Source organism: Extibacter sp. GGCC_0201, from assembly GCF_017566055.1.
Lineage (GTDB): Bacteria > Bacillota > Clostridia > Lachnospirales > Lachnospiraceae > Extibacter.
Map to the genome: position 1 here is coordinate 1 of NZ_JABFCH010000047.1, position 9738 is coordinate 9738.

General features: G+C 42.0%; 8 protein-coding genes, 1 tRNA gene and 1 pseudogene. 7 read left to right on the forward strand and 3 right to left on the reverse strand.

Features of this window, described 5'->3' with window-relative positions:
• Nucleotides 1-216 precede the first annotated feature (216 nt).
• The 3 genes from HJV72_RS18500 (at nt 217) to HJV72_RS18510 (ending at nt 4013) form a co-directional block, all read left to right on the forward strand.
• A complete protein-coding gene (locus HJV72_RS18500; RefSeq protein WP_208073288.1) occupies nt 217-1488 on the forward strand; it encodes a [Fe-Fe] hydrogenase large subunit C-terminal domain-containing protein in 1272 nt (423 codons plus the stop codon).
• 252 nt (nt 1489-1740) lie between these two features.
• On the forward strand, nt 1741-3321 hold the full coding sequence (locus HJV72_RS18505; protein ID WP_208073290.1) for a DEAD/DEAH box helicase: 1581 nt from the start codon (nt 1741-1743) through the stop codon (nt 3319-3321).
• A gap of 92 nt (nt 3322-3413) precedes the next feature.
• Nucleotides 3414-4013, forward strand: coding sequence for a nicotinate-nucleotide adenylyltransferase (locus tag HJV72_RS18510; RefSeq protein WP_208073292.1), 600 nt, complete (start codon nt 3414-3416; stop codon nt 4011-4013).
• 93 nt (nt 4014-4106) lie between these two features.
• Here the strand turns inward: HJV72_RS18510 and HJV72_RS18515 are convergent, their stop codons facing one another.
• The gene (locus HJV72_RS18515; protein WP_208073293.1) at nt 4107-4421 is read right to left on the reverse strand and encodes a YbjQ family protein; all 315 of its coding nucleotides are present in this window, start codon (nt 4419-4421) and stop codon (nt 4107-4109) included.
• A 93-nt stretch (nt 4422-4514) separates the two neighbouring features.
• Nucleotides 4515-5312 (reverse strand): 4-hydroxy-tetrahydrodipicolinate reductase, encoded by a 798-nt coding sequence (dapB, locus tag HJV72_RS18520; RefSeq protein WP_208073295.1) that lies wholly within the window; start codon nt 5310-5312, stop codon nt 4515-4517.
• Between the two features lie 248 nt (nt 5313-5560).
• Between dapB and HJV72_RS18525 the strand changes: the two genes are divergently transcribed.
• A tRNA-Pro gene (locus HJV72_RS18525) sits at nt 5561-5635 on the forward strand.
• Nucleotides 5636-5705: 70 nt separating this feature from the next.
• Here HJV72_RS18525 and HJV72_RS18530 read toward each other — a convergent pair.
• The gene (locus tag HJV72_RS18530; RefSeq protein WP_208073297.1) at nt 5706-7007 is read right to left on the reverse strand and encodes a tyrosine-type recombinase/integrase; all 1302 of its coding nucleotides are present in this window, start codon (nt 7005-7007) and stop codon (nt 5706-5708) included.
• A 277-nt stretch (nt 7008-7284) separates the two neighbouring features.
• Here HJV72_RS18530 and HJV72_RS20400 point away from each other — a divergent pair.
• The 3 genes and pseudogenes from HJV72_RS20400 (at nt 7285) to HJV72_RS18545 (ending at nt 9638) form a co-directional block, all read left to right on the forward strand.
• Nucleotides 7285-8346 (forward strand): annotated as a pseudogene (locus HJV72_RS20400) (IS110 family transposase).
• A gap of 533 nt (nt 8347-8879) precedes the next feature.
• Entirely contained in the window at nt 8880-9266 is a 387-nt protein-coding gene (locus tag HJV72_RS18540) for a response regulator (protein ID WP_208073299.1), read from the forward strand.
• An 84-nt stretch (nt 9267-9350) separates the two neighbouring features.
• Entirely contained in the window at nt 9351-9638 is a 288-nt protein-coding gene (locus tag HJV72_RS18545) for a hypothetical protein (protein ID WP_208073301.1), read from the forward strand.
• Nucleotides 9639-9738 lie beyond the last annotated feature (100 nt).

Sequence of the window (9738 nt, forward strand, 5' to 3'; positions counted from 1 at the left end):
GTCGGAGCCTCGGACGCATCGGAGCAGATGCCACCCGGCTCCCGGTCCGCAGCCATTTTACTTAACCCCCTATTTCATAAATTTCTGAGTATAAAATTATATAAGCCCTCCAGGTGAATGTAATAACTCCCAATGGATGAAACGACCTCTTTTCGTCAATAATGTCTGTAAAGGCAGCTTGATTGCTGCTACTACGGATAAGAAAGAGGATTAGATATGAAAACATTTGAGGAACTTTACCAGGCGGTTCTGGAACGTAAGATAACACTTGAGGAACCTTTGCCGGCAGAATATGATCCACGGCACCTGGACTGTCTGCTTCATCCTGAGAAGTATCCGCCTGTGATTCAGGATGTGGAGTGCAAAGAATGTGCATATGACCGGGCCTGTCTTCAGAGCTGTATATTTGACGCGATTGAGGTTGGCGATGACGGAAAGGCCAGAATCAATCCTTCCTTGTGCACTGGCTGTGGCGTGTGTATTGATGCATGTGAAGAGAAGCATCTGAGCGCAGGAAGAGATGTGCTCCCTGCCATGAAGGCGGTGAGAGAAGCAGAAGGCCCTGCCTATATGATGGTGGCCCCGGCGTTTCTCGGACAGTTCGGCGAGGAGATATCCCCGGGACAGCTACGGAAGGCTTTTAAGGCATTGGGATTTACCGGTATGGTAGAGGTGGCACTCTTTGCGGACATTCTTACGTTGAAGGAAGCGCTGGAATTTGACCGGCATGTTAAGAAACAGGGAGACTATCAGCTGACGAGCTGCTGCTGCCCGGTGTGGATAGCGATGATACGTAAGATATATCATGAGCTGATGCCGCACGTACCTGGAGCGGTATCTCCGATGGTGGCCTGCGGACGCATGATAAAGAGGATCCATCCGGATGCAGTCACCGTATTTGCAGGCCCATGTCTTGCTAAGAAGAAAGAAGCAAAAGAACCGGACATCTGTGACGCGGTGGATCATGTGCTTACCTTTCAGGAGGTCATGGATATCTTCCGGGCAGCGGACATCCATCCGGAAGAACTGGAAGACAGCAGGAAAGAACATGCCTCCAAAGCAGGACGCCTCTATGCAAGGACTGGCGGTGTAAGCCGTGCGGTCTCTGAGATGGTAGAGCAGCTGAGACCTGACAGAAGTATTGCAGTACAGAGTGAACAGGCCAACGGAACAAAGGAATGCATGGCTATGATTCAAAGAATTAAAAATAAAGAGACAGATGCCAACTTTTTTGAAGGAATGGGGTGTATCGGCGGATGTGTCGGCGGACCAAAAGCAGTCCTTAAAAAAGAAGAAGGGACAAGGCTTGTAGATGAATACGGTCAGAAATCTCCCTTTAAAACACCACTTGAGAATCCTTACGTACGAAAAGTGCTGGAAGAGCTCGGGATTGAGACGGTAGAAGACTTGTTAAGAGACGATACATTGCTCACAAGGTACTTTGAAAGGCCGGAAGGAGACACCGGCACAGCCGCTAAACAGATGTAACATAAATGCAAGACAGCAATATGAATCAGCATGCCATTTGAAAAAAGTGTAGACAAATAAAAGACAAATGTGTTATGATAACACTCGGGACTTTGTGAATACTCTTTACTTGGTTAGCAAGTAGAGAGTATTTTTATGATAATAAGAGACCTTGCATCAGTAAATTATCAGACAACTTAAAGAATTTCCAAAGGGGTCAGACCCCTGACGCAGCAGGGGTCTGACCCCTTTGGAAAATGAAAGGAATTGTAGATGGATACAGTAAAATTTGAAGAATTAAATTTATGCCCTGAGATTATGAAGGCAGTGAAGAAGATGGGTTTTGAGGAGGCTTCTCCGATTCAGGCTAAGGCTATCCCACTTGTCCGGGAGGGCAGGGATATCATCGGTCAGGCACAGACGGGAACGGGGAAGACAGCAGCATTCGGTATTCCGCTGCTGGAAAAGATTGATCCGAAGAGCAAGAAGCTGCAGGCAGTTGTCCTCTGCCCGACGAGAGAGCTTGCCATCCAGGTGGCGGATGAGATTCGTACGCTGGCTGGTTATATGCATGGAATCAAGGTGCTTCCGATTTACGGCGGACAGGAGATAGTGAAGCAGATACGTTCATTGAAGAGTGGTGTCCAGCTCATGATAGGGACGCCGGGTCGTGTCATGGACCATATGCGGAGGAAGACTGTGAAAATGGAGCATGTGCACACGATTGTCCTGGATGAGGCAGACGAGATGCTGAACATGGGATTCCGTGAGGACATTGAGACGATTCTGGAGGGTGTTCCGGAGGAACGGCAGACGGTATTGTTTTCTGCTACTATGCCGAAGCCGATACTGGATATTACGAAAAAGTTCCAGAAGCATGCCGAAATTGTAAAGGTGACCAAAAAAGAGCTGACGGTACCTAACATTGAACAGTTTTATTATGAGGTGAAGCCTAAGAATAAAGAGGAAGTGCTGTCAAGGCTGCTGGATATCTATAATCCAAAGCTTTCGGTCGTGTTCTGCAATACGAAGAAGCAGGTGGATATTCTCGTAAATGGACTGCTTGGCAGAGGATACTTCGCCGCGGGACTTCACGGCGACTTGAAACAGGCGCAGCGTGACCGTGTCATGCAGGGCTTCAGAAGTGGGAAGACAGATATCCTCGTAGCAACAGATGTCGCGGCCAGAGGGATTGATGTTGAAGAAGTGGAGGCTGTATTTAACTATGATCTCCCGCAGGACGATGAATACTACGTACACCGTATCGGAAGGACAGGCCGTGCCGGTCGTGTGGGACGTTCCTTCTCGTTTGTATCGGGCAAAGAAGTATATAAGCTGAGAGAAATCCAGCGTTACTGCAAGACAAAGATATATGCACAGAAGGTTCCGTCTCTTGATGATGTGGCTAATACAAAGATGGAAAAAGTAATGGAAGAAGCCTCACGTATTATAGAGCAGGAAGATTTAGGCACCTTTATCCAGCTTGTTCAGGAAGAAATCAATGATACGGACTATACGAGCATGGACATTGCGGCAGCACTTCTTAAGATGTGCACCGGGACCGCTGAAGAAAATGACGTGGATAATTTTGAAGACACAGGTGCAGAGGAGCCTGGAATGGTCCGCCTCTTCATAAATATCGGGAAAAAGCATAAGGCAAAACCAGGAGATATTCTGGGAGCGATAGCCGGAGAGAGTGGAATGCCGGGCAAGGTAGTGGGCACGATAGATATGTATGACAAGTACACATTTGTAGAAGTTCCGAGAGAGTATGCCAAAGAGGTACTGAGTTCGGTCAACCATACGAAGATCAAGGGCAAAGCAGTGGAAGTGGAACCTGCGAACCGCAAATAGCAAACTTGTGCAATGCTTGTATTTTAAACGGTTAACAGTGTATACTATGAAGGTAGAAGGCTGAACGCGTACAGATAAAAGGGGAGAGGCATATGGTGGCGACAGGAGTTGTTAACGGAAGGTTCCAGGTATTTCATCTAAAACATATGGAATACCTGCTCGCAGCGAAAATGCGATGCAATAAGCTGTATATCGGGCTGACGAATCCTGATAATACTTATGTGAGAGAGACGGTGAATGATGAAAATCGTTCCGCAAAATCTGCCAACCCGCTGACTTATTATGAACGATGCCAGATGATTCGCGGTGCACTCCGTGAGTTCAATGTACTAGATGTAGAATATGAGTTTATTCCGTTTCCAATCAACAGGCCTGACTATATACTGCAGTATGCGCCACAAGACGCTGTATACTATATGGGAATCTGTGACGAGTGGGATGAGGAGAAGTACAAGATATTGAGAAGCCTCGGCCTTGAGATGGAGATACTATGGCGCAGAGAACAGGAAGAGAAGGGCGTTACAGCATCGTGGATAAGGCGCTGTATCGCTATGGATGAGGAATGGGCCCATCTTGTACCGAAAAGCGTCTATGAATATCTGACAGGAAACGATCTGGACTTAAGGATAAGGCGGTTGGAACTGATACGCATGGCAGAAAAAGACATGAGCCTTGTAAAAGACAGGATATAGAAATGGACAAAATAAATGCAGTTGGGGACGGGGGAAGTTTTAATAACCTCCGTCCCCAACTGCATTTAACGTGTCCCTTTTAACCAGGCTAATCTAATCGATGAATTTTACAGCTGTTCCGTATGCCATAATCTCTGCTGCTCCCTGCATCACCTGGCTGGAAGCATAACGGATATTGACTACTGCATCCGCCCCCATGGCCTCTGCGTCATCAGCCATTCTCTTGGTAGCGATAGCTCTGGCTTCGTTCATCATCTCGGTGTAGGAAGTAAGCTCTCCGCCTACAAGTGTTTTGAAACTGTTCATGATATCCTTGCCCATATGTACCGACTGTATGGTAGTCCCGCGGACGAGTCCAATCATCTCAAATTTTTTTCCGGTTATATAATCTGTGTTTACTAATATCATGGTTCTTCCCCCTTTAAAAATTAATTGTATTATTAAATTAATACAATTGTACTACTGGAATCTTATAATTGCAAGCAATTTGATGATGTTTTTTTATAGATTCAAGACATCTCTGATAGTATAGAAGCCTGCCTCTTTATCAGCCAGATAAGCAGCGCAGTCGCATGCTCCCCGGGCAAAACATTCCCAGTTATAGGAATGATGAGTAATTTCGAGACGCTCCCCCATAAAGCCGAAAAATACAGTGTGGCTGCTCGGTATGTTACCTGCACGAAGGGAATGGTATCCGATTGTCCCGTTTTCGCGCGGGGAGACGCCATGACGGCCATATACTGCTATATCTTCCAGTTCCCGCCCCATCGTATGTGCGATAATCTCACCCATCTCTTTGGACGTGCCGCTCGGAGCATCTTTCTTCCACTGGTCATGCATTTCTAAGATTTCGATATCAGCCTCTTCTCCGATGGATGCGGCAGCCACTTCCAGTAGCTTATTCATTACATTGACAAGCTTTGAAGTGTTTGCCGCATAAAGCATCGGAATGTAGGCAGATGCATCTTTAAAACGTTGCATCTCTTCCGCGCTGAAACCGGTCGTACCGCACACGAGTGCTTTTTTATGCGCAATGGCAAGATTCAATACTTCCATAGCCGTTTCCTTTGTGGAGAAATCTATGATGACATCACAGGAATCAATGACAGATGCCAGGTCATCTACGACCAGTACCCCCAGATCATAGCCCGTCATGGCCACTTGCCCAAGGTCGCGCCCTATGTATTCTCTGCCCTTAGGCGCAACACCTGCCACAAGTTCCATATCATTCCGGCTGGCAGCAATCTGCGTGATTAATTTCCCCATCTTTCCTCTAGGGCCTACTACGATAACTTTCATATTGCATACTCCTTTCGCATACCTTATTGAACATTAGCAGTTCAATAAGTATACCTTATTGAATATTAGCAGTTCAACAGTTATAATTATGTGCATGCTGTAATAGATTTATTTTAACATAAATATGTGAAATATGTTGTGGATTTGGTTTTGATTTTTCAGAATTTGAGCATAATGAAAAAAGAAGTACAAAAATAGACGAAAGGGTTGCAAAATACGACAAGATTCGAGTATAATGATAAAAGTGACGGGGTATGGCTCAGTTTGGTTAGAGCGCACGGCTGGGGGCCGTGAGGTCGCAGGTTCGAATCCTGTTACCCCGATTTTACCCCCATTTTATGGGGATTATGAGAATTGTCAAAGATAGAAAAGTTACTTAAGTTTACTTAAGGTTTAGGAGACCAAAGAAGTTACTTTCGCATTTCTGTCTTTGATGATTTTTTGTTTTTCAGTAAGGCTTGAAGTGTCATAAGTATAATACTTTTCATTGACTTCTGGTGAATGACCAAGCATACTGGCTACTATAGTCACAGGAACACCATTATGTCTTAGATTTGAATTAATCGTTTTTCTTAATGCGGTAATTCCACCGCCATGAATTCCTAGGTGCTTCGTTAGTCGTTTCATGCAATCACTAATAAGTTGGCCGCTGATATATCCACCTTCGCAATTGGTAAAGATAAAATCACATAAGCACCCATGTTCTTCTTGAATACTTTTAATTCGTTTCAAAAGGCTTACTATTTCATCACACATTGGGAATTCCCTTCCCCTTTTTGTCTTAGTTGTATCAATGTAACACTCATTCTTTAGCCGATTATGTTTGACTGATGTATGTATCCGAATGCAGTCAGCATTAATATCTGTCCATTTAAGCGATGCAATTTCACCAACCCTCATACCTGTTAAAATAGCTAATTCAACACCATATCGAGGAATATACAGAGGCTTATCATCATATAGTTCATTCAACCCCTTTTGAATCTTTAAAAGCTCATTATCCACAAAAAAGTGTTCTTCAATCGGTTTCTCCTTTTCTGTGCAATGCCTATTAAACTGTTTCAGTTCAAGAAATTCCACGGGGTTATCTGTGATGATTTTTTTTATACGGGCATATCTTACAGTATTTCGGATATAACCCAACAGTTTTTTACATGCGCCTCGACACAACTTCAAATTTGTAATATTCTCCAACATAAATTTTTTGATAGTGTTTTCAGTAATTTCACTCATTGGGAGCATTTCAAAATTAGAACCTTCAAAAAATCTTACATAGTCAGAATCATATCGTAAGATGGAATTATCACTAAGTTCCAGATTTTTCACCTCTCGCCACATTTCATATACCTGTTTAAATACTGGAACAATATCAGTTTTATCCTCTTTGATGTAATAATCAATGATTGTTTTATTTAGTCTATCTTCATCTACTTTAGATACCAACCTCCCATATGGTGGCTCGATATTTTCTTTTGGTAAGTAAGTATTCCAATTACCGTTTTTACCGTGCCAAAATTTGAATTTCTGTTTGTGAATTTCTAAAATCTCTTTCTTGTTCATATCTATTAATTTCTGAACATATGCTAGGTCAATCCTATCATTTTTTATGTCCAAAAGCAACGACTTAACATGCTTAATTTGCTTTTCCAGAGTGTGATTCAGCACTTGCATTTCACACGTATCAAGTTTTTTCATATGAATCACACTCCTCGTATTATATAGTAGTAGTGTTTATAGTCCCTCTCCAAGGACTGTATGCTATACAAAACAGTATGATATACTGTTGGAGATACTGTGGATTGGTTCGTCACCTCCTACTACTTGATGGTTTCAGAAAGGCTCCAACCACAGTCTCTTTGTATATTTGTTAATCAGTTAGATACCGCATGACGGTTTATTTAGAACGAGGTTACAATCGCAGAGAGTACCCGTGGGTTCCAAACAGTATCAAATACTTTTAAGGAGTTTTGCTATGATATACGCAGGAATTGATGTTGCCAAGGATAAGCATGATTGCTTTATCACCAATTCAGATGGTGAAGTGCTTTTTAAAGCATTTACTATTCCAAACAACCGAGAGGGTTTTGATGAACTCTATCAGAAGATTACGTCCGTTACATACCAATCTTTACAGAAAAAGTCTAAGCCTTAGAAAGACGAAAACGGATAAAGTTGATGCCCATATGATTGCTACAATGCTCATGTCTGATGTGAACTTAAAGTCCTGCTCAGACACATCTTACCACAACAAAGAACTCAAGTCACTAACCAGATACCGTTTTGATAAGGTAAAAGAGCGGGCGCAGTTAAAGCAGTCTATTTCTCGTCTCGTGACCATCCTTTTTCCTGAATTGGAGAAGCTGGTTCCCACACTTCATATGGCATCTGTCTATGCACTTCTTTCTGAATTTCCAAGTGCATTTGCCATTGCCGATTCTCACCTTACCAGACTGACAAATCTCTTGTCTGTTTCTTCTAAAGGTCGCTATGGAAAAGATACTGCAATCCTTTTCCGTGAAGCCGCAAGAACCTCCATCGGCTCACATATGCCAGCTAAATCTCTGGAACTAAAGCACACCATCAAACTGATTCAGGAAATCTCTGTCGAGATTGATGAGATTGAAAATGAAATCAAATCCATCATGGATGAGATAAACGCTCCCCTCCTTAGCATCCCTGGAATCAACTATCGTATGGGTGCAATGATTGTTGCTGAAATTGGCGAATTCTCTCGTTTTGATTCTCCCGATAAGATACTTGCTTATGCCGGAATGTCTCCATCCACTTACCAGTCAGGGCAACTAGAATCATCGTATTCCCACATGGAAAAGCGAGGTTCTCGCTACCTTCGCTATGCACTATACAATGCAACGAAGTATGTTTGTCATTGGGATCCGACATTTGCTGCCTACCTTGAGAAGAAACGTTCTGAAGGTAAGCACTATAATGTTGCCATATCACATGAGCCAAGAAACTTGTAAGAGTGATTTACCAGTTACAAAGACCAGGGCAATCTTACATCAAAGCAGCTTAGATTTTAAATATAAATATCTCCTTTTGAGCACCTGTAAAGATGCTCTATTTGTCATGCAGTATTCAAGGTACTAATTTATCTGAAATGCATTTCTACAATTCATTCAAAAAATTCATTTTTTGACTTGACTTTTAATAGTTAGTCTTTCCGTACATGATGGCATTTTGAAATGTTACAATTTGATTAATTATTATTAAAACATGTGAAATAAAATTGACAAGGATGGGGAAATAGCTGAATCTATAAATGAAGAAGGAGTTAAGAAGAAAGTAAAAAAGCTTTTATTTTTTTCATGGATGGGAATGGGGTTTGGGGGCTTGCCCCCCACTAGCACTGGTTGGTTGGACGTAGGTCCAACCAACAAAAAATAAATATGGTTAGATAAAATAGAAAAAGCTGACGTTCCATAAAATGGAGAAGTCAGCTTTTGTTAAGTGCTATGATATTTCGTTATCAATTCGTCTGGTGTTTTTCGGGCTTCAATGTAGAACGCTAATACAGATAAAACAAGAATGAAAAGGAGATATGGCTCTATGAAAGTTTTAATTGTAGAAGATACGGTTTTCAAATATGTCAAAATTAAGAAAGTATTAGAAGAATGTAAAATTTCTATGGTTTTCCGGGAAAAAACATTAGAGAACGCGAAAAAGAAAATTGAACAAAGTTGTAAAGAAAATGAGCCATTCGAATTAATAGTAACTGATATGTGTTTCCCCGATAGTCAGGGCAAAAGTGAGCTTTCAGAGGCAGGCGTTTTGCTGATTGACTTTATCAACTCATTGAAATTACATATCCCAATCATTATCTGTTCATCGGGGCGGTTCCCATTAGATAAGGAAAATGTGCTTGGTTCCGTTTACTATTCTGATAAAACAGATTGGCAGGAAGAATTAAAAAAATTGGTTTATAGTATTCCGTAACCCCCAAAACAGTAATTTCATAAAACTTTTTCCCAGTTGATGCTGTCTGAACCATATAAAGTATTATGAAAAGGGGGAAGGCAGATGAATACAATGGTCAAAGAGTGTGGGGAATTGTTAAAGCGGCTGGAAAATCAGAAACAAGCAGCACAAGAAAAGCCGGAAGAAGAAATCCAGATTTATGCTGCTATGATAGCGGAGTATCAGAAAGTAATGTTAAGACTGGAACAATCATTTATAGGGCAGGACGCAAGAAAGTATTTGGAAATCCGAAGGGCTAGACATGCCGTAATACAAGGACATGAAAAGACGGTTCCTACAGATATTCTATACTCTTGGATGGTAGAAAATATATGTGATTTAGAGGCTTAATAAAAAGAAGTTATAAAATAGAGGAACATTCTTGATATTTAAGAAGGTCGTGTAAGATAAAGTGTGTAATTAAGAAACTAATCTAATTGCACACTTTGTT